25 protein-coding genes and 1 pseudogene are annotated in these 24,048 nt (G+C 62.0%); 16 read left to right on the forward strand and 10 right to left on the reverse strand.

Annotation, left to right across the window (positions count from 1 at the left end; genetic code table 11):
* Window positions 1–41 precede the first annotated feature (41 nt).
* The 5 genes from LHFGNBLO_RS07500 to hslV all read right to left on the reverse strand — a co-directional run bounded on the left by LHFGNBLO_RS07500 (window position 42) and on the right by hslV (window position 4,181).
* Complete coding sequence (locus LHFGNBLO_RS07500; protein WP_258605560.1) at window positions 42–1,001, reverse strand: DUF1402 family protein; 960 nt, start codon at window positions 999–1,001, stop codon at window positions 42–44.
* Window positions 1,002–1,174: 173 nt separating this feature from the next.
* A complete protein-coding gene (gene hslU, locus LHFGNBLO_RS07505) occupies window positions 1,175–2,488 on the reverse strand; it encodes an ATP-dependent protease ATPase subunit HslU (protein ID WP_258605562.1) in 1,314 nt (437 codons plus the stop codon).
* A 4-nt stretch (window positions 2,489–2,492) separates the two neighbouring features.
* Window positions 2,493–3,092: a DUF2585 domain-containing protein gene (locus LHFGNBLO_RS07510; protein ID WP_258605564.1), complete on the reverse strand. Its 600-nt coding sequence runs from the start codon at window positions 3,090–3,092 to the stop codon at window positions 2,493–2,495.
* A gap of 20 nt (window positions 3,093–3,112) precedes the next feature.
* Window positions 3,113–3,640, reverse strand: a complete 528-nt coding sequence (locus tag LHFGNBLO_RS07515) for a GNAT family N-acetyltransferase (RefSeq protein WP_258605566.1) — start codon at window positions 3,638–3,640, stop codon at window positions 3,113–3,115.
* Entirely contained in the window at window positions 3,630–4,181 is a 552-nt protein-coding gene (gene hslV, locus LHFGNBLO_RS07520; protein WP_258605567.1) for an ATP-dependent protease subunit HslV, read from the reverse strand. Before hslV ends, LHFGNBLO_RS07515 begins: the two co-directional genes overlap by 11 nt.
* Before the next feature lie 227 nt (window positions 4,182–4,408).
* Here hslV and hisB point away from each other — a divergent pair, with 227 nt between their 5' ends.
* Genes hisB through coaA form a run of 9 tightly spaced genes read left to right on the forward strand, consistent with a single transcriptional unit; the run spans window position 4,409 to window position 10,138 of the window.
* The gene (gene hisB, locus LHFGNBLO_RS07525; protein WP_258605568.1) at window positions 4,409–5,008 is read left to right on the forward strand and encodes an imidazoleglycerol-phosphate dehydratase HisB; all 600 of its coding nucleotides are present in this window, start codon (window positions 4,409–4,411) and stop codon (window positions 5,006–5,008) included.
* A 4-nt stretch (window positions 5,009–5,012) separates the two neighbouring features.
* On the forward strand, window positions 5,013–5,486 hold the full coding sequence (locus LHFGNBLO_RS07530; protein ID WP_258605569.1) for a DUF2628 domain-containing protein: 474 nt from the start codon (window positions 5,013–5,015) through the stop codon (window positions 5,484–5,486).
* A gap of 1 nt (window position 5,487) precedes the next feature.
* Window positions 5,488–6,141: an imidazole glycerol phosphate synthase subunit HisH gene (hisH, locus tag LHFGNBLO_RS07535; protein WP_258605571.1), complete on the forward strand. Its 654-nt coding sequence runs from the start codon at window positions 5,488–5,490 to the stop codon at window positions 6,139–6,141.
* Between the two features lie 5 nt (window positions 6,142–6,146).
* Window positions 6,147–6,437, forward strand: coding sequence for a DUF1330 domain-containing protein (locus LHFGNBLO_RS07540; protein WP_258605572.1), 291 nt, complete (start codon window positions 6,147–6,149; stop codon window positions 6,435–6,437).
* Window positions 6,438–7,184 carry a 1-(5-phosphoribosyl)-5-[(5-phosphoribosylamino)methylideneamino]imidazole-4-carboxamide isomerase gene (hisA, locus tag LHFGNBLO_RS07545; protein WP_258605574.1) on the forward strand — a complete coding sequence of 249 codons (747 nt, stop codon included), beginning with the start codon at window positions 6,438–6,440 and terminating at the stop codon, window positions 7,182–7,184.
* Window positions 7,181–8,017, forward strand: coding sequence for an arginase family protein (locus tag LHFGNBLO_RS07550; protein WP_258605576.1), 837 nt, complete (start codon window positions 7,181–7,183; stop codon window positions 8,015–8,017). The genes hisA and LHFGNBLO_RS07550 overlap by 4 nt, the downstream gene beginning before the upstream one ends.
* Window positions 8,014–8,820 carry an imidazole glycerol phosphate synthase subunit HisF gene (gene hisF, locus LHFGNBLO_RS07555; RefSeq protein WP_258609647.1) on the forward strand — a complete coding sequence of 269 codons (807 nt, stop codon included), beginning with the start codon at window positions 8,014–8,016 and terminating at the stop codon, window positions 8,818–8,820. Before LHFGNBLO_RS07550 ends, hisF begins: the two co-directional genes overlap by 4 nt.
* A gap of 8 nt (window positions 8,821–8,828) precedes the next feature.
* Window positions 8,829–9,146, forward strand: coding sequence for a phosphoribosyl-ATP diphosphatase (locus LHFGNBLO_RS07560; RefSeq protein ID WP_258605578.1), 318 nt, complete (start codon window positions 8,829–8,831; stop codon window positions 9,144–9,146).
* 32 nt (window positions 9,147–9,178) lie between these two features.
* Entirely contained in the window at window positions 9,179–10,138 is a 960-nt protein-coding gene (gene coaA / locus LHFGNBLO_RS07565) for a type I pantothenate kinase (RefSeq protein WP_258605580.1), read from the forward strand.
* 113 nt (window positions 10,139–10,251) lie between these two features.
* Here the strand turns inward: coaA and LHFGNBLO_RS33460 are convergent.
* The 5 genes and pseudogenes from LHFGNBLO_RS33460 to LHFGNBLO_RS07590 all read right to left on the reverse strand — a co-directional run.
* A pseudogene (locus tag LHFGNBLO_RS33460) lies at window positions 10,252–11,268 on the reverse strand (phosphatase PAP2 family protein); the annotation flags it as partial.
* A 159-nt stretch (window positions 11,269–11,427) separates the two neighbouring features.
* Window positions 11,428–12,501 carry a phosphatase PAP2 family protein gene (locus LHFGNBLO_RS07575; protein ID WP_258605581.1) on the reverse strand — a complete coding sequence of 358 codons (1,074 nt, stop codon included), beginning with the start codon at window positions 12,499–12,501 and terminating at the stop codon, window positions 11,428–11,430.
* Between the two features lie 93 nt (window positions 12,502–12,594).
* The gene (locus LHFGNBLO_RS07580) at window positions 12,595–13,209 is read right to left on the reverse strand and encodes an alpha-ketoglutarate-dependent dioxygenase AlkB family protein (RefSeq protein WP_258605583.1); all 615 of its coding nucleotides are present in this window, start codon (window positions 13,207–13,209) and stop codon (window positions 12,595–12,597) included.
* Window positions 13,210–13,384: 175 nt separating this feature from the next.
* Window positions 13,385–13,822, reverse strand: a complete 438-nt coding sequence (arfB, locus tag LHFGNBLO_RS07585; RefSeq protein WP_258605585.1) for an alternative ribosome rescue aminoacyl-tRNA hydrolase ArfB — start codon at window positions 13,820–13,822, stop codon at window positions 13,385–13,387.
* Between the two features lie 85 nt (window positions 13,823–13,907).
* Window positions 13,908–15,518, reverse strand: a complete 1,611-nt coding sequence (locus tag LHFGNBLO_RS07590; RefSeq protein WP_258605586.1) for a phosphoenolpyruvate carboxykinase — start codon at window positions 15,516–15,518, stop codon at window positions 13,908–13,910.
* Window positions 15,519–15,859: 341 nt separating this feature from the next.
* Between LHFGNBLO_RS07590 and LHFGNBLO_RS07595 the strand changes: the two genes are divergently transcribed.
* The 7 genes from LHFGNBLO_RS07595 to LHFGNBLO_RS07625 all read left to right on the forward strand — a co-directional run bounded on the left by LHFGNBLO_RS07595 (window position 15,860) and on the right by LHFGNBLO_RS07625 (window position 24,045).
* Window positions 15,860–16,561, forward strand: coding sequence for a response regulator transcription factor (locus LHFGNBLO_RS07595; RefSeq protein WP_013528337.1), 702 nt, complete (start codon window positions 15,860–15,862; stop codon window positions 16,559–16,561).
* Window positions 16,562–16,583: 22 nt separating this feature from the next.
* Entirely contained in the window at window positions 16,584–18,365 is a 1,782-nt protein-coding gene (locus tag LHFGNBLO_RS07600; RefSeq protein WP_319944217.1) for a sensor histidine kinase, read from the forward strand.
* A gap of 29 nt (window positions 18,366–18,394) precedes the next feature.
* A complete protein-coding gene (locus LHFGNBLO_RS07605) occupies window positions 18,395–18,889 on the forward strand; it encodes an HPr kinase/phosphorylase (protein ID WP_258605589.1) in 495 nt (164 codons plus the stop codon).
* Window positions 18,890–19,053: 164 nt separating this feature from the next.
* Window positions 19,054–19,455: a PTS sugar transporter subunit IIA gene (locus LHFGNBLO_RS07610; RefSeq protein WP_258605591.1), complete on the forward strand. Its 402-nt coding sequence runs from the start codon at window positions 19,054–19,056 to the stop codon at window positions 19,453–19,455.
* Window positions 19,452–19,748 carry an HPr family phosphocarrier protein gene (locus LHFGNBLO_RS07615; protein WP_258605592.1) on the forward strand — a complete coding sequence of 99 codons (297 nt, stop codon included), beginning with the start codon at window positions 19,452–19,454 and terminating at the stop codon, window positions 19,746–19,748. The genes LHFGNBLO_RS07610 and LHFGNBLO_RS07615 overlap by 4 nt, the downstream gene beginning before the upstream one ends.
* A gap of 150 nt (window positions 19,749–19,898) precedes the next feature.
* Window positions 19,899–21,299, forward strand: a complete 1,401-nt coding sequence (gene ahcY, locus LHFGNBLO_RS07620; RefSeq protein ID WP_258605594.1) for an adenosylhomocysteinase — start codon at window positions 19,899–19,901, stop codon at window positions 21,297–21,299.
* 187 nt (window positions 21,300–21,486) lie between these two features.
* Window positions 21,487–24,045, forward strand: coding sequence for a sensor histidine kinase (locus tag LHFGNBLO_RS07625; RefSeq protein WP_258605595.1), 2,559 nt, complete (start codon window positions 21,487–21,489; stop codon window positions 24,043–24,045).
* The last annotated feature ends 3 nt before the right edge of the window (window positions 24,046–24,048 follow it).

The following is a 24,048-nucleotide window of genomic DNA, read 5'->3' on the forward strand; positions in this document are numbered from 1 at the left end:
TCCCCACAAGGGGGCGGTTGAGGTTCTGAACTTGATCGCACCTAAAACAGCGCCTTGAGCTCCGGCAATTTGTCGTTGACCAGCCAGCCGTAGTAATTTTCCTCCGGCAGCTTTTCAGGCTCGCCGGCGGCGCGGCGCTTGTCGTTCTCGGCCTTCAGCGCATGGGCGCGCTGTTCGGGATTGCCGATGTTGTAGAGTGTCGATGTAAGCCCCGGATTGCCCGATATGTCGAAGCCGGCAATGGTCTCGTAGGCGTCGATCGATTTGCGGATCGTTGCCGCGACATATGACAAAGTGAGGTCCGGATCCATGATGGTCTTGTAGACCGCGTTGGGATCGCCGACGTCGAGCTTCGGCAGGCCGGAAACCTTGTGCACAAGATCGCTCATCTGCAGCGCGGTCAGCGGATTGAGCTGGCCAAGGCCAAAGGTCTGGCCGGCATAGTAGGGCTGGAAGAAGGTGGCGCCGAAGCGGTCGTTGGGAAAGCTGGTCCCGCCGACACTCTTGCCGCGGAAGGACCGGTTCCACACCTGCTCGCGGCATTCCCACAGATCGTAGCTGTCCGAGACGCCGGCACATTTCCTGAATTCCGGGCGTTGCACGAAATCCGTGATGTCCTCGCCTTCATAGGCGAAGGAGAGCTTGCTCGACAGATAGGAGATCGCCTTGACGTAGTAGGTCTGCAGCCGATCATAGGCATCGACGTTATAGGTGTGCTCGCCGACGATGGCGCCAACGATGTGCATGGGGTCGATGCCATAGGCGGCGGCGGCCTTCCTGATCTTGCCGCGCAGATCGGCGTCGTTCTGCAGCAGCGCATAGACCTTGCGGTATTTCGCCTGGAAGGTGGTGTTGGTGGCCTGGGTGCGCCGGCTCGAAGCGCCCGGTATGTCGGGCTGCTCGGCATTGCGGTTTCCCGGCGGCACCATCGTTGCCGCCTGGGCGGCGAACATGGCTGCCGCCAGCGTCAGCCCGAGAATGACGAAGATCAGTTTTTTCATGCACCGCCGCCTGGATAGTCGGGGGGCAAACTAGGTAATGCTCCAAGGGGAGTCGAGAGACCCCTTGGCCCGGCAGGTCGAAAGCTGGCCAGATGCTTCCATTTGGCCACACCTTGCAATTTCCTGCCGGCAGATTGTGCCGCCGCCCGCCGGAAACCTTCCGGCGCTGTCCTTTAAAGGATGAATCGCGACAAATCTGTGTTTCTCGAGAGGTCGCCGACATGCTTTTGCACATAGGCGGCGTCGATCGTCACCGACGTGCCGTTGCGGTCCGGCGCGTCATAGGAGATCTCGTCCAGCACCCGCTCCATCACCGTCTGCAGGCGTCTGGCGCCGATGTTCTCGACGCTGGCGTTGAGATCGACGGCGATGCCGGCAAGCGAATCGATGGCATCGTCGGTAAAGGTCAGATCGACGCCCTCGGTCTTCATCAGCGCGATGTACTGCTTGATCAGGCTGGCTTCGGTCTCGGTCAGGATGCGGACGAAATCGTCCTTCTCCAGCGCGCGCAGCTCGACACGGATCGGCAGACGGCCCTGCAGCTCCGGCAGCAGGTCCGACGGCTTGGAGACATGAAACGCACCCGAGGCGATGAACAGGATGTGGTCCGTCTTCACAGGTCCGTATTTGGTCGCCACCGTGGTGCCCTCGACCAGCGGCAGTAGATCGCGCTGCACGCCTTCGCGCGAAACGCCGGCGCCGATGCCGCCTTCACGCGAGGCGATCTTGTCGATCTCGTCGAGGAAGACGATGCCGTCGTTCTCGGTCGATTCGACCGCCTTGCGCACGACCTCATCCTGGTCGAGCAGCTTGTCGGACTCATCGCCAACCAGAAGCGAGTAGGATTCCTTCACCGTCGTCTTGCGCGTCTTGGTCTTCTTGCCACCCATCGCCTTCGACAGCATGTCGTTGATGTTGAGCACGCCGATATTGGCGCCCGGCATGCCGGGAATCTCGAAACCGGGCATGCCGCCATTGCCGGTGTCGGCCACTTCGACCTCGATCTCCTTGTCGTCGAGTTCGCCGTCGCGCAGCTTCTTGCGGAAGCTATCGCGGGTGGCCGGGCTCGCCGTCTTGCCGACAAGCGCTTCCAGCACCCGTTCCTCGGCATTGATATGGGCGCGCGCCTTGACGTCTTCGCGCATCTTCTCGCGCACCAGCCCGATGGCTATCTCGACTAGGTCGCGGATGATCTGCTCGACATCGCGGCCGACATAGCCGACCTCGGTGAACTTGGTGGCCTCGACCTTGACGAAAGGCGCACCGGCAAGACGCGCCAAGCGGCGCGAAATCTCGGTCTTGCCGACGCCGGTCGGGCCGATCATCAGGATATTCTTCGGCATCACCTCTTCGCGCATCTGGCCTTCGAGCTGCTGGCGGCGCCAGCGGTTGCGCAAGGCGATGGCCACGGCGCGCTTGGCGTCTTTCTGGCCGATGATGAAGCGGTCGAGTTCCGAAACGATTTCGCGGGGAGAAAAAGTCGTCATATCGCTAGATTCCACTTTGCCACTGCTTGATGGCCTCGAACGGATGCAGCAGCATGATCACGTTGAGTGTCAGATTGTCCCGGATGAGATAGCCGGTACCCAATTCGAAGAGGATGGCGAGGCTGACGATCACCCATATAGGTAGCCTTCGCGCCATCACAAATCCCAGCACCATGGCCAGCGTGTCCGCCACGGAATTGATGATGCTATCGCCGTAGTAATCGAGCGAGATGGTGCCGGCGCGGTAGCGCTCGATGATGAAAGGGCTGTTCTCGAGCAACTCCCAGCTGCCCTCGATGAGGACGGCAAAGGCCAGCCGCAGACCGATCGGCGAGCGCGGGAACAGAAACCGCGCCAGCGCATAGAACAGGAAGCCGTGGATGATGTGCGAGAATGTGTACCAGTCGGAAATATGCTGGGAATTCTCCGAACTCTGCACGACGCCGTGCCACAGCTTGACATAGCCACAGGTGCAGATCGGCGTTCGCCCCATGCCGTAGAGGGCCCCGGCCTGGAAGATGATCAGGCCGAGGACGAGCAGAAGCCCCATTCGCCAGGCGTCTTCATAGGCCGACAGGGTTTTGTCGTCGCTGGATGCGCTCATATCTTCATTGCCCCTGTTCTTCATTGCCCCTCTTGCGCGTCGCCCTCTTCGGCATCGATAGCCATCAGCACGACGTCGCCATATTCAGATTGTCTGCGGTCAATAGGCCTGAAACCGGCCTTTTCATAGGCGCGGATGGCCCGTGCATTGGCCGGATCCGGGTCGATGATGACACGCGGCGCACCTTCCTCGAAAAGCTGCTCGACGAACTGCCGGACAATGGCCGAGCCGTGGCCGCGCCCGACAAGCTCGGGTACACCGATCGACAAATCGATGCCGAGCGTGCCGAACGGCTGGTCGGCATAGGGGTGGCCGTCCTCCAGATGCGGATCGTAGCTCTGCAGGTAGGCGATCGGCTTGCCGTCGAGTTCGACGATCAACGGCTCGACGGAGATGCTGTCGATGTGCTTGGCGATCTCAGCGATCTCGGTCTCGGGATCATCCCACCATTGCGCAACATGCGGCTCGGCGAGCCAGGAAGCGATCATCGGCAGGTCCTTCTCGGTCACCGGCCGAAAATCATAGAGCACAACCGGATCAGCCGGCATCGAGCGTTTCGACAACGAAATTGTTGTTGGTGTAGACGCAGATATCGGACGCGATCTGCATCGCCTTGCGGGCGATCTCCTCGGCATCCTTGTCGGTGTCCATCAGCGCGCGCGCCGCAGCCAGCGCATAATTGCCGCCTGAACCGATGGCCATGACGCCATGTTCGGGTTCGAGCACGTCGCCGGTGCCGGTCAGTGCCAGCGAAACCGACTTGTCGGCAACCAGCATCATGGCTTCCAGCCGGCGCAGATAGCGATCCGTGCGCCAGTCCTTGGCGAGCTCGACGCAAGCCCGCGTCAATTGATCCGGATACTGTTCGAGCTTGGCTTCAAGCCGCTCCAGAAGGGTAAAGGCATCGGCGGTGGCGCCGGCGAAACCGGCAATGACGTTGCCGCCCTTGCCGATGCGGCGCACCTTCTTGGCGTTGCCCTTCATGATGGTCTGGCCGAGGCTCACCTGGCCATCGCCGGCAATGACCACCTTGCCGCCCTTGCGCACGGTGATGATGGTCGTGGCGTGCATGGTCAGTTCATTCGACATTTCTTGGCTCCGATTCCGCGCGATCCCGAAAAGGCGATTGGCGCGTTACGAGTGACTTGATCGGCCATATGTATGCATAGGTCCGGTGATTGCAAACCGTCGAATCACGGGGCTCGATACCGGTCTCCATAGAAACTGGCAATCGCCGGATCATGCTGCTAGAAGGCTTTCGTTTTCAAGCTTGTGAGCGCTTGGAACACCTGAAACCCTGGGACAAGGATGAGGTCATGGCGCCCCGTTCCGCCGAAGCTAGCCGCAAGACCAAGGAAACCGATATCTCCGTATCGGTCCATGTCGACGGCTCGGGTATCTCCGATATTTCGACGGGCGTCGGCTTCTTCGACCATATGCTCGACCAGTTATCGCGCCATTCGCTGATCGACATGACGGTCAAGGCCAAGGGCGATCTGCACATAGACGACCACCACACGGTCGAGGACACCAGCATCGCGCTCGGCCAGGCGCTGACCAAGGCGCTGGGCGAGCGGCGCGGCATCATGCGCTATGCCTCGATCGACCTGGCGATGGACGAGACACTGACGCGAGCGGCGATCGACGTCTCCGGCCGTCCGTTCCTGGTGTGGAATGTTGCGTTCTCGTCGCCGAAAATCGGCACGTTCGACACCGAACTGGTGCGCGAATTTTTCCAGGCTTTGGCGCAGAATGCCGGCATCACGCTGCATGTGACCAACCACTATGGCGCCAACAACCACCACATCGCCGAGACCTGTTTCAAGGCGGTGGCGCGTGCGCTGCGCGCAGCGCTCGAACGCGACCCGCGCCAGCCGGACGCGGTTCCCTCCACCAAGGGATCGCTGAAGGGGTAACGCCATGGCCATCTATGTCGTGATGGAACCGCCAGGCCGCGGCGAAAAGGCGGATGCAACCTTTGTTCGCGACGGCTTTTCCTGGCTCGGCTTCCTGGTGCCGCCGCTGTGGCTGCTCTGGCACCGGCTGTGGATCGAGGCCGCCCTGGCCTTTGTCGTCATGGCCGTGCTTTCGGTGCTCGGTGAAAAATTGGGCCTCGGGCTGACCGGCTCGCTGCTGTCGCTGCTGGTATCGCTCTATGTCGGGCTGGAGGGGCAAGGTTTGCGGATTGCAGCCCTGCGCCGCCGCGGCTGGCATGATTGGGGCGTCGTCGAGGCCGAGGCGCTCGACGATGCCGACACACGCTATGCGCTGGCGGCCGATGCGCCTCCGGATGAAGATGCGCCTGTGCACCGGATCGTTCCGGACGCCGCCCTTGCGCGGCCGACGCAGATGGGCATGGCGCTGGGGCTGAACCACACGCCAGGACGGCCCTGAGATGCGGGTCGCGATTATCGACTATGGTTCGGGCAATCTGCGCTCGGCCACCAAGGCCTTCGAGCGCGCCGCGCATGAAGCCGGCATCGCCGCCGCGATCGACCTGACCGCCGATGCCGAACGGGTCCGCACCGCCGACCGTATCGTCCTGCCCGGCGTCGGGGCCTATGCCGATTGCGCGGCAGGCTTGCATGCCGTCGCCGGCATGTGGGACGCGGTCGAGGAGGTGGCGATCGTCAAGGGGCGGCCGTTCCTCGGCATCTGCGTCGGCATGCAGTTGATGTCGGAACGCGGCCTGGAAAAGACCGTCACAAAAGGCTTTGGCTGGATCGCCGGCGACGTCAAGGAGATCACGCCGGCCGATCCGGCGCTGAAAATCCCGCAGATCGGCTGGAACACGATCGAGCTGACGCGCAAGCATCCGCTGTTTTCCGGCATTCCGACCGGCCCCAAGGGGCTGCACGCCTATTTCGTGCATTCCTACCATCTCGATGCGCAAAAGCCGGCAGCCGAGGTCCTCGCGATTGCCGACTATGGCGGCCCCGTGACAGCCACTGTCGCCCGCGACAATCTCGTCGGCACGCAGTTCCATCCCGAAAAGAGCCAGGCGCTGGGCCTGGCTCTGATTACCAATTTTCTGCAATGGAGACCCTGAGACCGATGAGCAAGAAGGGGTACTGGCTTGTCATGCTCACGGTGACTGATCCGGAGGGCTATCAGCGCTATCGTGACGCCATCGGCGATGCCATTTCGCGTTTTGGCGGTCGTTATCTCGTGCGCGGCGGACAGGTCACAAACCCCGAAGGATCGGAGTTTGGCAGGCATGTGGTGGTCGAGTTCGACAGCTACGAGACGGCACTGAACTGTTATCGGTCACAGGTCTACCAAACGGCGCTGCAGAACCGCCTGGCAGCTTCAACGGGGCACTTCGCTGTTGTAGAGGGTGCCTAGATGATCCTGTTTCCCGCCATAGACCTCAAGGACGGCCAGTGCGTGCGGCTGAAGCATGGTGATATGGCGACCGCGACGATCTACAATGACGATCCCGCCGCGCAAGCCAAAGCCTTCGAGCAACAGGGCTTCGAGTGGCTGCATGTCGTCGACCTCAACGGCGCGTTCAAGGGCCAGAGCGTCAACAGCGCCGCGGTCGGCGCCATCCTCAAGGCAACGAAGAACCCGGTTCAGCTTGGCGGCGGCATCCGCACCCTGGCGCAGATCGAGGACTGGCTCGATCGCGGGCTCGCCCGCGTGATCCTAGGCACGGTGGCGGTGCGCGATCCCGATCTGGTCAGGCAGGCCTGCCAGGAATTCCCGGGAAAGATCGCCGTCGGCATCGACGCCAAGGGCGGCAAGGTGGCGGTCGAGGGTTGGGCCGAAGCGTCCAGCCTCGGCGTCATCGAACTGGCCAGGAAATTCGAGGGCGCCGGCGTCGCTGCCATCATCTACACCGACATCGACCGCGACGGCGTGCTGACCGGGATCAACTGGGATGCCACCATCGATCTCGCCGAAGCGGTGTCGATCCCGGTCATCGCCTCGGGCGGTCTCGCCTCGATCGCCGACATCGTGCGCATGACCATGCCCGATGCGCAGAGGCTCGAAGGCGCGATCTCCGGCCGCGCGCTCTATGACGGGCGTATCGACCCGGCCGAGGCACTGGCGATCCTGCGCGGCCAGCCGGCGGAGGCAAGGCCGTGAATGTCTCGATCATTCTGGCGTCCTATGACAGCGGCCACTATCACGGCGGCTGCGGCCAGGGTCCGGATGCGCTGGTCGCCGGCGGGCTGGCCGAGGCGCTCAGGCTTGCCGGTCACGACATTGCGGTCCATGACATCGGCAGAGTGGGGGACGAGCAGGGGCGGGAAATCGCAACGGGATTCGCGGTCTGCAACGCCGTTTCGGGCGAGGTCCGCATTGCCCGTGACAGAGGCCGGTTTCCCATCGTCCTGGCCGGCAACTGCCTGACCAGCGCCGGCGCGGTGGCCGGCGAAGGCGCCGATGCCATCATCTGGGCCGACCAGCATGGCGACCTCAACACGCCCGATACCTCAACATCGGGGTTTCTAGACGGCATGGCGCTGGCGGCCGTGCTCGGACTTTGCTGGCGACCGATGGCAGCGCAGATCCCCGGGTTCAAGGCAATCGATCCCGCCCGCTGCGTGCTGGTCAACGCGCGCGACCTCGACACTGCGGAAAAGCCATTGCTGGAGACATTGCCGGTCATCCGGACGGAATGCCCGGGCTGGGACGGGGCGGCGCAAAGGCTGAGGAGCACCGGCGCCGAGCGCATCCATCTGCATCTCGATCTCGACGTGCACGACCCCGAAGATCTGCAGGCCAACCGCTACGCCAGCCCCGGCGGCCCGGCGCCGGAGCAACTGCGCCGGGCGGTCTGCGGCATGGCCGGCTCGCTGCCCATCTTCGGCCTCACCATCTCCGCCTACGATCCGGCATTCGACGCCAAGGGCGACGTGCCACCGCTGGTGGGTGAGTTGCTGGTCGAATTGCTCGCAACGGTGGAGAAGCGCTGATGCTGAAGGCCCGCGTCATCCCCTGTCTCGACGTCAAGAACGGCCGCGTCGTCAAGGGCGTCAATTTCGTCGACCTGATCGATGCCGGCGATCCGGTCGAGGCGGCAAAGGCCTATGACGCGGCCGGCGCCGACGAACTCTGCTTTCTCGACATCACCGCCTCGTCCGACAACCGCGAGACGATCTTCGATGTCGTTGCCCGCACGGCCGAGCAATGTTTCATGCCGTTGACCGTCGGCGGTGGCGTGCGCCAGGTCGCCGACATCAGAAAGCTGCTTCTGGCCGGGGCCGACAAGGTGTCGATCAACACGGCTGCGGTGCAGAACCCGGATTTCGTCACTGAAGCGGCCGACAAGTTCGGCAACCAGTGCATCGTCGTCGCCATCGACGCCAAGAAAGTGTCCGCTGCAGGCGAGGCTGACCGCTGGGAGATTTTCACCCATGGCGGCCGTGAAAAGACCGGCATCGACGCGGTCGAATTCGCTCGGCAGATGGTCGATCGCGGCGCCGGCGAGATCCTTTTGACATCGATGGATCGCGACGGCACCAAGGCCGGCTACGACATCGCGCTGACCCGCGCGATCGCCGACGCGGTGCGCGCGCCGGTCATCGCGTCGGGTGGTGTCGGCACGCTCGACCATATGGTCGAAGGCATTCGCGACGGCCATGCCGGTGCGGTGCTGGCGGCGTCGATCTTCCATTTCGGCACCTATACGATCGCCCAAGCCAAGGCGCATATGGCCCTCGCCGGGCTGCCGATGCGACTGGACTCTCCGGTTCAATCCAAACCACAAAGGCTGTAGGTTGCGCCATGGCTGAGTTTTCGCTCCCCGATCTGGAGAAAATCATCCGCGAGCGCGCGCAGTCCGGCGACCCGGATTCGTGGACGGCAAAGCTGTTCGCGCGCGGTATGGACAAGGCGGCGCAGAAACTCGGCGAGGAAGCCGTCGAAACGGTGATCGCTGCCGTCAAGGGCGAGCGACAAGCTCTCGTTTCGGAAAGTGCCGATCTTATGTATCATTGGCTCGTCGTTCTCGGCATCGCCGGCATTCCGCTTAGCGAGGTGCTCAAGGAGCTCGAAGGGCGCACCGGGCGCTCGGGCATCGCCGAAAAGGCGTCTCGGCCCTGAGGCGCCAACCGCTGCGGAGGGTAGCAAACTCGATGGATCAGCTCGCTCCCACCGAGAAGTATTCACCCTTCCGTTTCTTTTCGGCCGAGCAGTGGTCGCAGTTTCGCGCCGACACGCCGCTGACGCTCACAGAAGACGAGATCAACCGCCTGCGTTCGCTGAACGACCCGGTCGACCTCGAAGAGGTCAAGCGCATCTATCTTTCGCTGTCGCGGCTGCTGTCGGCGCATGTCGAGGCGAGCCAGCTGCTGTTCAGGCAGCGCCAGGTCTTCTTCAACGCGCTCGATGTGGTCAAGACGCCGTTCATCATCGGAATTGCCGGTTCCGTCGCGGTCGGCAAATCGACCACGGCGCGCGTGCTGAAGGAATTGCTGGCGCGCTGGCCCTCGAGCCCGAAAGTCGATCTCGTCACCACCGATGGTTTCCTGCTGCCCAACGAGGTTCTGCGCCGCGACAATCTGATGGAGCGGAAGGGCTTTCCCGACAGCTACGATGTCGGCGCGCTGCTGCGCTTCCTGTCGGGCATCAAGTCGGCGCAGCGCAATGTCCGTGCGCCGGTCTATTCGCATTTGACCTATGACGTCATTCCCGGCGAGTTCGTCGCCATCGACCGGCCCGACATCCTGATCTTCGAAGGCATCAACGTCCTACAACCGGGCAAACTGCCGAAGGACGGCAAGATCGTGCCGTTCCTTTCGGACTTCTTCGACTTCGCCATCTATATCGATGCCGATGAGAAACTGATCCATCACTGGTACATCGCCCGCTTCATGCGGCTGCGCGAAACCGCCTTCCGCAATCCGGATTCCTTCTTCCACCGCTATTCGCAGCTTTCCGAGGATTCGGCCCGGGCCATTGCCGAGGGCCTGTGGGCCAACATCAATCTGAAGAATTTGCGCGAGAACATCGTGCCGACGCGGGCGCGGGCCGATCTCATCCTGCGCAAGGGCGCCAACCATCTGGTCGAGGAAGTGGCGCTCAGGAAACTGTGACGGCCGCCTCCGGGCGGTTCACGATATCTATCGGTCGACTGCGTGTCCTGCGCCAGAAGCCGCAAATAGGGCCGATCGGCGGGGACGAGTTTGCGCGCCACGACATAGACCATGATTGCGACAGCGGCGGCGGCATAGCCGTCGATTGCATAGTGCCAGGCCAGATAGACCGAACTGACGGCGACAAAGGCCACATAGACGAACGCTACAGCGCCGAGGCGGCGATTGTACTCCCACACAAAAAGCGCGTTGAGCATCGCCAACCCGACATGCACGCTGGGAAAGGCCGAAATGCCTGATGCGAAACCCGTCTGCCTGGCCTCATGCAGCGTCCACAAATATTGCTGATAGGAGACGGCGGAGTTGTGTGATGCGGCGCCGTGGGCCAGGAATGCCAGCTGTTCGCCAAACCGTGCCGTGTCGCCCGTGACCGCACCGTAGAACGCCGGACCAGCCGACAAGAACAGCCCAGCCAGGATGTTGCCGACGACAACCCAAACCATCATGAAGCAGGCCACATAGCGCGTTCGAACCGACGCCGTCCGGGGCGACGTCACGACAAAGAACAAGGCGCCGAAATTGAGGACGAACCAGAGGACGTTGTAATTCCACTCGACGGCCGTCCGCACGAAATCATTTTCAGCGACCAGGTAGAGCCAGCGCCACGGATCGGCGCCGAAATGCAGGAAAGCGTCGATGTCGGCATGTGTCACATCGAATGGAAAGCCATCCTGCCAGACCGGCATGCCATTTTTCACGGAAGTGAATGTGCCTTGAAAGATCATGAGCGCCATCAGGAGGCATAGACCCGAGAGCGAATACGCCAGCCGCGATGTCGAAAACACATGTTTGGCTGCCAGACGGCGCCTGCCATCGAAGCGGTGCATGAGCAGGCTCACATCGGCAAGAATGGCGAAGACCGGCAGCATTACGCCGTTCAGCAGTATCCAGCGCCCGAAATATATCGAATACGCACTGCGGTCGGCCGCGCCGATCGCATGCAGAAACACCAGTCCGGCCAATGTGTAGATGGCAATGAACAGATAAAGGCCGGAATCCCGGCGAACCAGCGGGATTACTCCGTTGGTGGCAGTCCACAGTTGACGGAAGACGACACTGCTGTCTGTCATTGTCCCGAGCCGGCGTTGCAATGCTTGGGGCTTTTTAGGGGGAAAATCTGTAGATTCGGTTAGTGTCTCGGCCACGTCACCCCCCGCAGCGTCAGATTTGTTGCGCGTCCGACTGATGATAGTGGAACTCTCGCGGGAATAACTGCGAGATGTTCCAGGTCACGAGAGGGGTGTCGCTCGTCTCTGGCCAAATTTCATGCAAACCCACCAGATGACGAGTGCCGCGGCAATGCCGACAATGCCGTCCACGGCGTAGTGCCATCCGAGGTGGATCGAGCCGAAGAAGATCAGCACCGCATAGGCCAGCATGGCGTGACCGAACCTGCGATCGATGGAGTATGCGACTGCAGCAAACAATGCCGCCTGCGCATTATGCATGCTGGGCATGGCCGAGATGCCACCGGGCAAGTCGACTTGGCCAATGTAGACCTGCCAAAGAAAATCCTTCGTCGAGGATGATGACAGCGGATAGATCGCAGCAACCTCGTCGAGATAGCGCTTCAGATCGGCATATGGCGAGGGCGCGCCCGGCACCATTTCCGCGAAGTAACAAGGCCCTGCAGAAGAGAACAACGTTGCCATGACCAGGCCGATCAGGATCCAGGAAATGACCGTCGCCCTCCAGTAGTGAAGACGGAGCCGCTCAGGCACGCACGGGCTGACAAGCAGCCCCACCCAGAACAAGAACACCATCAGTATCCAGAGGGTGTACGCAATATCTAAAAGTCGGGTGACCCAAGGCGTGCCGACAATCGGCTGAATGATTTGCCAAGCCTGATACCCACCCAAGAGATTTGAATCCCATTGGGCGAAAGTTTCGTCCCACTGGAAGGGGGCGACAATCGGAATCATCGTTTTATTGTAGAGAAATGCCGCCATGAAGAGAACCAACACCACGCAAGCCCAGAAACCACGCGCAAGGGTATTCGACATACCTTTGAGGGTAGCGACCGCGATGCTGACCGGTGACCCATGGCGGCCCTGAACGAGCGCATAGGAACCGACAACGACAACGAGGATAGAGCCCAACAAAGGCAAAAAGCGCACAATTCGGCCGGTATACTCAAAAATATGGGGCAAGATCGAATCGCCCCTGATTGTCGCGACCAGCCAGGTTAGGAGGACGAATGCAAAGATCGTCGCATAGATCGTCGCATTACGGCGCTTCTCGCGCGCGAGCCACGTCGAAAACCGGTTCGCATGCGAAAGGCGCTGCACAATTTCGGAAGACATGGGGAAAGACACCGAGATTCGAAAGATTATTATATTAGAATGGCATATATATTTTAAAGAACAGTGAGTGCAGGAATGCACTCAACACTTCCTTCAAGGCAAATTCACCCGGCGCAGCGTCAGGTTGATGCGCCCGCCGTTCTTCAGCAGCGCCGAGGTCGAGGGGTAAATACGGTCGACGCCGTGGAAGCAGAGGCGGCCCTCACCGCCAAGCACGACGACATCGCCGCTTTTCAGCCTGAACGATCGGGTCGCCCCTTCGCGCGTCGTCTGGCCGACCCTGAACAGGCAATCGTCACCCAGCGAGACGGAAACCACGGGCGCCGAGAAATCGGTCTCGTCGCGATCCTGGTGCAGGCCCATCCTGGCGTCTTGCGCATAGAAATTGACCAGGCAGGCCTCCGGCGGCTGCGGATAGGCCGAAACCTCTCGCCACAACTGCATCAGCAGCTCCGGGATCGGCGGCCAGTGCGTTCCGGTGACAGGGTGGGTCGGCTGATAGCGATAGCCATGCTCCTTGTCGGTGACCCAGCCGAGCGCACCGCAATTGGTCATCCGCACGCTCATCTCCTTGCCGGTGCGCGGCATGGCCGGCACGAACAGCGGGGCCTCCTGCACGACCTTCCTCACATCGTCGACCAGCACTTCCTGTACGGCACGCGACAGGTAACCGGGCATGTGGCGGACGCCTTTGGGCAGAACGAGCATGAGATTGGTCGGTCGATCCGGTTGGTCTGGCAAAAATCCACAATGCCACCATCAAATGAAAACGGCGACCCGAAAGCCGCCGTTGTCGATTTGGGCCGCGATCGATTCCTGTCAGGCTACTTGCCACTCGCAACCCTGAATTGAAAGCCGTTCGCCCACGCAATTGGCGCGGCGATTAATCGTTCTCCACCCGGCCGCGCAATTTCTTGATTGTGCCGCGCCCGGCCTTGCTCTTCAGCCGCCGCTCGACCGCACCTTTCGACGGCCTCGTCTTCTTGCGCGGCGGCGGTGGCGGTTCAGCGGCCTTGGCGACCAGCGCCGTCAGCCTTGCACGCGCATCCGCCCGGTTCTGCTCCTGCGTGCGGTAGCGGCCGGCCTCGATGACGATAACGCCGTCCTTGGTGGCGCGCTGGCCGGCGAGCTTTATGGTTCGCTCGCGGACGCGCTCCGACAGTCCCGGTGCATTGGCGGCATCGAAGCGCAACTGCACCGCCGTCGCCACCTTGTTGACGTTCTGGCCACCCGGACCGGACGAGCGGATGAAATCCTCGTGCAGGTCGCCCGGATGGATCACCGCATCGTCGGCAATAATGATCTTGTCGTCGGCATTCATGCCGCAGTCATGGCGCGGCGGATGAAAAAAGAAAAGGCCCGATCGGGATCGGGCCTCAGGATGCGTTCGAGATGCCGGAAGCGCCTTATTCCGCAGCTTCACGCATGCGCGGCGCAGCACCCAGCACAATGGCGTCGACATGCGGTTCGAATTTTTCGAAGTTGACGGCGAACATGCCGACCAGCCTTGCCGCCTGCCGGTCATAGGCTGATTTGTCGGCCCAGGTCGATCGCGGATCGAGAATGGAGTTGTCGACGCCGGCAACCGCCACCGGCACCTCGAAACCAAAATTTGCGTCGGTGCGGAAGCCGGACGTCTTCAGCGAGCCGTCGAGCGCGGCGGCGAGGAGCGCCCGCGTCGCCTTGATCGGCATGCGACGGCCGGTGCCGTAAGCGCCACCGGTCCAGCCGGTGTTGACCAGCCAGCAATCGACGTCGTGGCGGGCGATCAGCTCGCGCAGCAGATTGCCGTATTCCGACGGGTGGCGCGGCATGAACGGCGCACCGAAACAGGTCGAGAACGTTGCTTCGGGCTCGGTGACGCCCTTTTCGGTTCCGGCCACCTTGGCCGTATAGCCGGAGAGGAAATGATACATCGCCTGCGCCGGGGTCAGCCGCGCGATCGGCGGCATGACGCCAAAGGCGTCGGCGGTCAGCATGATGATGTTCTTCGGATGGCTGGCACGGCCCGTCTTGCTGGCGTTGGGAATGAAATCGAGCGGATAGGCGCAGCGGGTGTTTTCGGTCAGCCGGCCGTCATCGAAATCCGGCACGCGATCCGCGTCGAGCACGACATTCTCCAGCACCGTGCCGAAACGCCGGGTGGTGGCGAAGATCTCCGGCTCCGCTTCGGCGGAGAGCTTGATCGTCTTGGCGTAGCAGCCGCCTTCGAAATTGAAGATGCCGTGCGGACCCCAGCCATGCTCGTCGTCGCCGACCAATGTCCGCGACGGATCGGCCGACAGCGTCGTCTTGCCGGTCCCCGACAGGCCGAAGAAGACGGCGGCGTCACCGTCAGGCCCTTCATTGGCCGAGCAATGCATCGGCATGACACCCTTCGCCGGCAACAGATAGTTGAGCATGGTGAACACGGACTTCTTCATTTCGCCGGCATAGGAGGTGCCGCCGATCAGCACGATCTTGCGCGCAAGATCGACAGCGATGACGGTTTCGGTGCGGGTGCCGTGGCGGACGGGATCGGCGCGGAACGATGGCAGGTCGATGATCGTCATCTCAGCCACGAAATTCTCGAGCTCGGCGGCTTTGGGGCGGATCAGCAGATTGCGAATGAACAAGGAGTGCCAGGCCAGTTCGGTCACCACCCTGGTCGTCAGCTTCAGCCCTTCGTCGGCGCCGCCGATGAGGTCCTGCACATAGAGGTCCTTGTCTGCTGCATGGGCGCGAAAATCGGCAAGCAGCGTCTCGAACTGGGCAGGCGCGATCGCCTTGTTATTGTCCCACCAGACATGGGGCCCGCTGGTTTCGTCGCGCACGACGAATTTGTCCTTGGGCGAGCGGCCGGTATGCTGCCCGGTCTCGGCGACCAGCGCGCCATGTGCGGTCAGCCGGGCCTCGCCGCGGCCGATCGCTTGCTCGTAAAGTTGACCCGCGCCGAAATTATAGCGCACCACGCCTGAAGTTTTGAGACCGATCCGATCGATCGCGCATGCGGGATTGCGTTTGCCGACTTCCGACATGGGTGTCCCTTCTTTCGATTTGCCGCATCTTGCCGGCGAATTTCCAGACCCCCATTGCAGGGGCTGAAGGGTCAGAACCAGAAAAGCCGAATGATATCAAATCATTAATCGATTTAAAAATTTTGAAAGTTGTTTAAATCGTTTATATGTGCGAAAAGTTGGGTGGTTGCCCAAAGGATTGGCAGTCTCTGTTCGTCCAATCCGTGTAGAGGTGCGTTTGAGGCCGCCGGCATGCCGCTCGTGACAGCGGTCTAAGCCTATGCCACATTTTGTACCTAATTTGTCCTGCAAAAGCCCCTTCTCTACGAAAGAAGGGACAGCTCATGAGGGAGCCGCTTGAAATGGCAACAATCGCGCTTGTCGATGACGACCGCAACATTCTGACTTCGGTGTCGATTGCCCTCGAATCCGAGGGGTATCGCGTCGAGACCTACACGGATGGGGCGTCAGCACTGGAAGGCCTGGCGGCGCGCCCGCCGAATCTTGCCATCCTCGACATCAAGATGCCGCGCATGGACGGTATGGAGCTTCTGCGCCGGATGCGCCAGAAGTCCGACCTGCCGGTCATCTTCCTGACGTCGAAGGACGACGAGATCGACGAGCTTTTCGGCCTCAAGATGGGCGCCGACGATTTCATCCGCAAACCCTTTTCCCAGCGTCTTCTGGTCGAGCGGGTCCGCGCCGTGCTGCGCCGGGCCAGCGCCCGCGAGGCGGCGGCCAAGACGCCCAGCCAGCAGGCTCGCTCGCTCGAACGCGGCCAGCTCGTCATGGACCAGGAACGTCACACCTGCACCTGGAAGGGCGAGCCGGTGACGCTAACCGTCACCGAGTTCCTGATCCTGCATTCGCTGGCCCAGCGTCCCGGTGTGGTAAAAAGCCGTGATGCGCTGATGGATTCGGCCTATGATGAACAGGTCTATGTCGACGATCGCACCATCGACAGCCACATCAAGCGGCTGCGCAAGAAGTTCAAGGCCGTCGATGATGACTTCGAGATGATCGAAACCCTTTACGGAGTCGGATACCGGTTCCGCGAAGCATAAGTTGAGCGGGAGCTGCTATTCGATGGCAGTGGATGTCGAGCGGAGCAGGCGGACGGGCGCTGTCAGGCGGTCGCGGATTCTGCCCGCATTCCTGTCGAGAATAACGGTGCCGATGCGCCGATTCCTCGGCCACCATATCTTTTCCAGCCTGACGCGGCGCATCCTCTTCCTCAACCTTGCCGGCCTTGCCGTGCTGGTCACCGGCATCCTCTATCTCCAAACGTTTCGCGACGGGCTGATCGATGCCCGCGTCGAAAGCCTGATGACCCAGGGCGAGATCATCGCCGGCGCAATTGCGGCGTCGGCGACGGTCGAGACCGATTCGATCAGCATCGATCCGGAAAAACTGCTTGAGCTGCAAGCCGGCGAAAGCCTCGGACCCGGCTCCGACCAGCTCGACAATCTGGATTTCCCGATCAATCCGGAACGCGTGGCGCCGGTGCTCAGGCGGTTGATTTCGCCGACGCGGACGCGCGCCCGCATCTACGACCGCGATGCCAATCTGTTGCTCGATTCGCGCCATCTCTATTCGCGCGGCCAGATCCTTCGCTACGACCTGCCGCCAGTCGAGGAGGAAGAGCCTGATCTTGTCGAGCGGATGCAAAAATTCGTCTTCGATTTCTTCCGCAACACCGAACTGCCGGTCTATCACGAACAGCCGGGCGGCAACGGCGCCGCGTTTCCGGAAGTGGTCAAGGCGCTCACCGGCAGCCCATCGACCATCGTGCGGATCAGCGAGCAGGGCGAGCAGATCGTTTCTGTCGCCGTGCCGATCCAGCGTTTCCGCGCCGTTCTCGGCGTGCTGATGCTGTCGACGGAAGGCGGCGACATCGACAAGATCGTGGCGGCCGAACGCAGGGCGATCCTGCGCGTCTTCGGCATTGCTGCCCTTGTCACCGCCATCCTGTCGATGCTCTTGGCCTCGACCATCGCCAACCCGTTGCGCCGGTTGTCGGCAGCGGCGGTGCGGGTGCGGCGCGGCGTCAAGAACCGTGAGGAAATCCCCGACTTCTCCGACCGGCAGGACGAGATCGGCAATCTGTCGATCGCCATACGCGACATGACCAATGCGCTCTACGCCCGCATCGAGGCGATCGAAAGCTTTGCGGCCGACGTGTCGCATGAGCTGAAGAACCCGCTGACGTCGCTGCGCAGCGCGGTGGAAACCCTGCCGCTGGCCAAGAACGACAATTCGCGCAGCCGGCTGATGGAGATCATCCAGCACGATGTAAGGCGGCTTGACCGTCTGATCACCGATATTTCCGACGCCTCCCGCCTTGATGCCGAACTGGCGCGTGAAGATGCCGGAACGGTGGACCTGAAGAAGTTCATCACCGATCTCGTCGCCGTTTCGCGCGAAGCCACGCGCAACAAGAAGGCGGTCGAGATCGAATTCAAGGTCGCCAAACTGCCGCAAGGCGTCAAAGGCTACTTCGTCGTCGGCCATGATCTCAGGATCGGCCAGGTCATCACCAATCTGATCGAGAATGCCCGCTCCTTCGTTCCCGAGGAACACGGTCACATCGCCATGTCGCTGGCGCGCGCCGGCAAGTTCAACATCGTCACCATCGATGACAACGGCCCCGGCATCCGGGCCGACAACATCGACCGCATCTTCGAACGTTTCTACACCGACCGGCCGACCGGCGAGGCGTTCGGCCAGAATTCAGGCCTCGGCCTATCGATCAGCCGGCAGATCGTCGAAGCCCATGGCGGCACGCTGACCGCCGAGAACATCCCGGGCACCAAGCCCGGCGAGATCAAAGGTGCGCGCTTCGTCGTGACGCTGCCGGCCGAAGGCTGAGGGATGATCTCGAACCGAAGGTCCACGCAGTGAAAAGTGGGAACCGGTTTTCGGACAAGAACACGCTTGAGCCGGTCACTGAGGCTGAAAACATTCACGGAACGGCGCTTCTGATCGGCGAACGCGGTGTGCTCATCACCGGACCGTCCGGCGCCGGCAAAACGACACTGGCGCTGGTGCTCATCGACCATTGCCGGGCGCGAGGGCTGTTTTCACGGCTGATCGGGGACGACAGGCTGCTTGCGGCCGCTCGCGCCGGGCGGCTGATCTGCCGCGTACCCGCGACCATTGCCGGCCTCGCGGAAGTGCCGGGTTTCATGCCGCGACCGCTGCCGTTCGAGCCGGGCGGGGTGATCGACCTCCATATCCGGTTGGTGCCGAAGCATGAGAGGGACCGCTTTCAGGAAGACTTCAGCGAGCCGATCGCGGGCTGTCCGGTACCGCGGATCGATCTAATCGAGCGCAACGTTGCGACGGCCTTGCCGGCCGTAATGGCGCGGCTGTCGATTGCGCCTTTCATATGATCCGGTTTGGATTTTTTGCTGCAATGCGTCAAAATGGCGTAGGTCGGCGCAATTTTGGGCTTGTCAACGCGCCTCGCGTCGACAAGATAGCGCTCCCGCCGCCTGGAATGGCCGGCGAGCATAAAATATGCCTGTGAAGCGGCGATGACGGGAGCCACCAACGAATGATCGGACTCGTGCTTGTAACGCACGGTCAACTGGCCGCCGAGTTCCGCCATGCCGTGGAACATGTCGTGGGGCCACAAGACAATTTCGAAACCGTGGCGATCGGCGCCGATGACGATATGGAGCAGCGACGCAGCGACATCGTCGACGCCGTGGCGCGCGTCGACACCGGGTCGGGCGTCATCGTGCTGACCGACATGTTCGGTGGCACGCCCTCCAATCTGGCCATCTCGGTGATGGAATCCGGCCGTACCGAAGTCATCGCCGGCATGAACCTGCCGATGCTGATCAAGCTGTCCAGCATTCGCAAGGGCGACAACATGACCGCCGCGCTCGACGAGGCGCAGGCTGCGGGGCGCAAATACATCAACGTCGCCAGCCAGCTTCTGAGCAGCAAATGAACGCGCTGTTGCCGGAGAGGGACCAGGTCGTCCGCGAGTTTCCGATCGTCAACCAGCGCGGGCTGCATGCGCGCGCCTCGGCCAAGTTCGTTCAGGTCGCCAGCGGCTTCAACGCCTCGGTCCATGTCGAGAAGGACGGCGTCAAGGTCGGCGGCACCTCGATCATGGGCCTGATGATGCTGGCGGCAAGCCCCGGCTATTCGATCCGCGTCACCGCCAGCGGGCCCGAAGCCGAGCAGGTCATCGACGCGCTGGAGCAGCTGGTCGCGTCGCGCTTCGGCGAGGAAGCCTAAGGCGCTTCCAAAGACATGCACGAATAAAGATTTCTTTATATCCCATTGTCGTGCGACCGGCGATCTGCTAGTCAGGCCGGCAATTCGCGCCCTTCGACATGCCTTCCGGCGTGGGCGCATCCCGCAGATAATTCACATCGGAGCACTGCCATGACGGGTAGCAAGGACTATGTGGTCGCCGACATCTCGCTTGCCGGCTGGGGCCGCAAGGAAATCGAGATCGCCGAAACCGAAATGCCGGGCCTGATGGCCTGCCGCGAAGAATTCGGCGACAAGAAGCCACTCAAGGGCGCGCGCATCACCGGCTCGCTGCACATGACCATCCAGACGGCGGTGCTGATCGAAACGCTGAAGGCGCTTGGCGCCGACATCCGCTGGGCCTCCTGCAACATCTTCTCGACCCAGGACCACGCGGCTGCCGCGATTGCTGAAGCCGGCATTCCGGTGTTTGCCATCAAGGGCGAGACACTCGAGGACTATTGGGTCTACACCGACCGCATCTTCCAGTGGGCCGATGGCGGCACCTCCAACATGATCCTCGACGATGGCGGCGATGCCACCATGTACATCCTGATCGGCGCCCGCGCCGAAGCCGGCGAGGATGTCCTGTCCAATCCGGGCAGCGAAGAGGAAGAGATCCTGTTTGCTCAGATCAAGAAGCGCATGAAGGCATCGCCCGGCTTCTTCACCAAGCAGACGGCGGCGATCCGCGGCGTCACCGAAGAGACGACGACCGGCGTCAACCGACTCTACCAGTTGCAGAAGAAGGGCCTGCTGCCGTTCCCGGCGATCAACGTCAACGATTCGGTGACCAAGTCGAAATTCGACAACAAATATGGCTGCAAGGAATCGCTGGTCGACGGCATTCGCCGCGGCACCGACACGATGATGGCCGGCAAGGTCGCGGTTGTCTGCGGCTACGGCGACGTCGGCAAGGGCTCGTCGGCCTCGCTGAAGGGCGCCGGCGCCCGCGTCAAGGTCACCGAAGTCGATCCGATCTGCGCGCTGCAGGCGGCGATGGACGGCTTTGAAGTCGTCACGCTCGAAGATGCCGCACCGACGGCCGACATCATCATCACCACCACCGGCAACAAGGATGTGGTCACCCTCGACCACATGCGGTCGATGAAGGACATGGTGATCGTCGGCAACATCGGTCACTTCGACAACGAGATCCAGGTGGCGGCGCTGCGCAACCTGAAATGGACCAACGTCAAGCCGCAGGTCGACCTGATCACCTTCCCGGACGGCAAGCGGATGATCCTGTTGTCGGAAGGCCGCCTGCTCAATCTCGGCAACGCAACCGGTCACCCGAGCTTCGTCATGTCGGCGTCGTTCACCAACCAGGTGCTGGCCCAGATCGAGCTGTACACCAAGCCCGGACAGTACGAGAATCAGGTCTATGTCCTGCCGAAGCATCTCGACGAAAAGGTCGCGCGCCTGCATCTCGACAAGCTCGGTGCCCGCCTGACCGAACTGTCGGGCGAACAGGCCGCCTATATCGGCGTGACCCCGCAGGGACCGTTCAAGCCGGAACACTACCGCTATTAACCAAAGCGGAGGTTACCACTAGATATTGAAGCCGGGCGATTGACTTTTCGCTCGGCTTTATTTTTGCGCTGATTGATTCTTCACGCCGATTCCAGCAAGCGCTATGGTGCTGATTCGCGGTCCGGGGACGAGGACCGGCGTACGCATTTGGGCGGTCTTGCATTCAGGCGGCGAAAAGGACCAAGACATGCCGGGGGAAAACCCGCCTCGCGCGGGACAGGCCGTTTCCGGCGGCCGCAACGATTCGGGGGCCATCGGCTCCGTCGTCACAGGCGGGAGCCTTTCATGGCGCGCCCGCGTCGCGACGTTTCTTGCCACGGCCACACTCGCTGGTCCGCTGCTTTGCTTGGCGGCGCACGCCGAGCCCAGCATTGCCCAAAAAACCGGACTCTCGGTCAGCACGGTCGAGGTCATGCAACTTGCCATGTTTGCCGGCGTCATGGGCGCGGCACTTGTCTCGGCGATTTTCCTGATCCGCGAAAGGGCGCGAACCTCGGCGCAGAATGGCGAACTCAGGGCCCGCATCGCCGACGTCAATGCAGCGCTGCAGCGCTCCGAGGCGCTGCTCAACCTGCGCGATCAGCGCGTAATCGTGTGGGGCTCGGAAAACAAGAAGCCTGAACTGATAGGAACGCTGCCGATCGAGAGCGGGGCGCCCGAAGACCGTGCCGCCTTCCTCGCCTTCGGCCGTTGGCTGATGCCGCGCTCGGCGGCAGCGCTCGAGAATGCCGTGGCGGGATTGCGCGAAAAGACGAAGGCCTTCGATCTCGTCATCGAATCGCAGGCCGGAGCGCCGCTCGAAGTGCACGGGCGCAAGAGTGCAGCCCATGTGCTTGTGCGTTTCGTGTCGCTTTCGGAAACGCAGCGAAGCCAGGCCAGGCTGAAAATCGAGAACCAGCGGCTGGCCGCCGACTACGACACCATGATCGGTCTTCTCGACGCGCTCAAGATGCCGTCATGGCTGCGCGCTGCCGACGGACGGCTGAAATGGGTCAACCGTGCCTATGCCGAGGCGGTCGAAGCTGAAACCGCAGAAGCCGCTGTTCGTGACGCCAAGGAATTCCTCGGCGGCCAGGCGCGCGATGCGATCGCCGAACAGCACAAATCGCGCCCGGTCTTTGAACAGACGCTGTCGACGGTGATCGAGGGCGACCGCCGCATGTTCGCGGTGACCGACTTCGCCGGCGCCGACGGCTCCGCCGGGATCGCCAGCGACACCAGCGCCATCGAAACCATCCGTGGCGAATATGAGCGGACGGTGAGAAGCCATGCCGACACGCTCGACCAGCTGAACACGGCCGTTGCGATTTTCGATACCGACGAGAAGCTGCGTTTCTTCAACCAGGCATTCCAGAAGCTATGGAACCTCGACAGCGGCTTCCTGCACAGCGCCCCGGACAACGCCTTGTTGCTCGACCGGCTACGCAGCGAAGGCAAGATCGCCGAGCAGCCCGAATGGCGGCGCTGGAAGGAAAGCCTGCTCGGCGCCTACCGCGCCGTCGAATCGCAGGAACATTGGTGGCATCTGCCCGACGGCAAGACCATCCGCGTGGTGGCCAACCCGCAGCCCAAGGGCGGCGTGACCTGGGTGTTCGAGAACCTGACCGAGAAGATGGACCTGGAAAGCCGTTACCAGACCGCGGTGCGGGTCCAGGGCGAAACGCTCGACAACCTTGCCGAAGGCGTGGCGGTGTTCGGCCCGGATGGGCGGTTGCGCCTGTCCAATCCCGCTTTTGTCGCGCTGTGGGGACTGGGCGCGGACGTGGTCAAGCCAAACGTCCATGTCTCAACGATCCGCGATCTGTGCGACCAGCATGCCGCTGACAGCCCTTGGAGTGGGTTTGTTGCCGCCATCACCGGTTTCGACGATGAGCGCCGCGACCGCCACGGCCAGACCGAGCTCAACAACGGCAATGTGCTGCGCTACGCCGTCATCCATCTGCCCAACGGTCAAGTGATGATGACCTTCGTCGACGTCACCGACAGCGTCAATGTCGAGCGGGCGCTGAAAGACAAGAACGAAGCACTGGAAAAATCCGACCAGCTCAAGAACGAGTTCGTGCAGCACGTCTCCTACGAGCTGCGCTCGCCATTGACCAACATCATCGGCTTCACCGAGCTTTTGTCGCTGCCGACAACCGGACCGTTGAGCCCGAAGCAGCGCGAATATGTCGAGCATGTCGGATCGTCCTCCTCGGTACTGCTCACCATCGTCAACGACATACTCGATCTGGCGACGGTGGACGCCGGCATCATGCAGCTCGACATCTCCGAAGTGAGCATAGACAGGACCATCGCGGCGGCCGCCGAACTGGTCTCAGATCGGCTGGAGCAGCATTCGATCGAGCTCAGGATAGACGCTGCTGCCGCACCAAAAAGTTTCCATGGCGACGAGATCCGCGTCCGCCAGATCCTCTACAATCTGCTGAGCAACGCTGCGAACTATGCGCCGGAGGCGAGCACCATCACGCTCGCTTGCCGCCAGCTTGGGGAAGGCGTCGAGTTCTCCGTCCATGACGATGGTCCCGGCATGCCGCCGGACCTGCTCGATTCTGTGTTCCGCCGCTTCGAGCCAAAGACCAATGGCGGCCGCCGGCGCGGCGCCGGGCTCGGCCTGTCGATCGTCAAGAGTTTTGTCGAGCTGCATGGCGGCAGCGTGCGCATCGAGACCGGCAAGGACAAGGGCACCACCGTCATCTGCACCTTCCCCGACACGCCGTCGGGCATCCGCGAAGCGGCCGAGTAGCGC

This window comes from Mesorhizobium sp. AR10 (assembly GCF_024746795.1).
Lineage (GTDB): Bacteria > Pseudomonadota > Alphaproteobacteria > Rhizobiales > Rhizobiaceae > Mesorhizobium.